Genomic DNA, 733 nt, shown 5'->3' with positions numbered 1-733 from the left:
AAAAAAACCCATAACGGCCTCGTGTAGAATAGAGTTACCACACAAAATTCAACGGAGGATTCGTTATGAGCTATATTCATCTTACCATATCAGAAAGAGTCAAAATAGAGACGTATCTCGAGCTAGGTTTCTCTGTCCGAAAGATTGCGGGACGCCTGGGGCGTCAACCTTCTACGATTTCACGAGAATTGAAACGAAATCCTCATTACGATTCTTCTCATGCTGACCAGCGTTATGTGGAGCGAAAAAAGAAGTGCGGTGCACGTACGAAGTTTACGCTCGAAAAAGGAATCTGCATCCTCGAAAAATTACGGGAGACGTGGTCCCCTGAACAAATTGCCGGACGATTATTCCAAGAAGAAGGACTCTCGTTCAAGACAATTTATCGTTGGATTTATAGTGGCCTCGTCGAGGCCGATTCTGGACTTCTTCGGCAAAAGGGAAAGCGTCAGAAACCACGTGAGACGCGCGGACGCTTCAACGTCGGACTGCCAATCAGTAAACGTCCGTCCGACGTCAAAGGGCGTCAAACGTTTGGACATTGGGAGCTTGATACTGTTGTATCGGGTAGAGGGACGTCAAAAGCCTGTGTCGCAACGTTCGTCGAGCGAAAGAGTCGTTTTTATCTCGCTGTACCGATGGAAAATCGGTCCGCTCAATCGATGGAGTCTGCGATTCAAGCATTACATCTTTCCTTCCCGTTGGGAACGTTCCAAACTGCGACGACAGATCG

General features: G+C 47.6%; 1 protein-coding gene. It reads left to right on the top strand.

Annotated features, from left to right (window positions below; translation table 11 throughout):
- Positions 1–65: 65 nt before the first annotated feature.
- Positions 66–733, top strand: a 668-nt coding sequence (locus KNP91_RS15640; RefSeq protein ID WP_214850894.1) for an IS30 family transposase, incomplete at its 3' end; no start/stop codon positions are given.

This window comes from Exiguobacterium sp. s138, assembly GCF_018618775.1.
GTDB classification, from domain to species: Bacteria; Bacillota; Bacilli; order Exiguobacteriales; family Exiguobacteriaceae; genus Exiguobacterium_A; species Exiguobacterium_A artemiae.
This window is presented reverse-complemented; position numbering and strand designations above follow the sequence as displayed.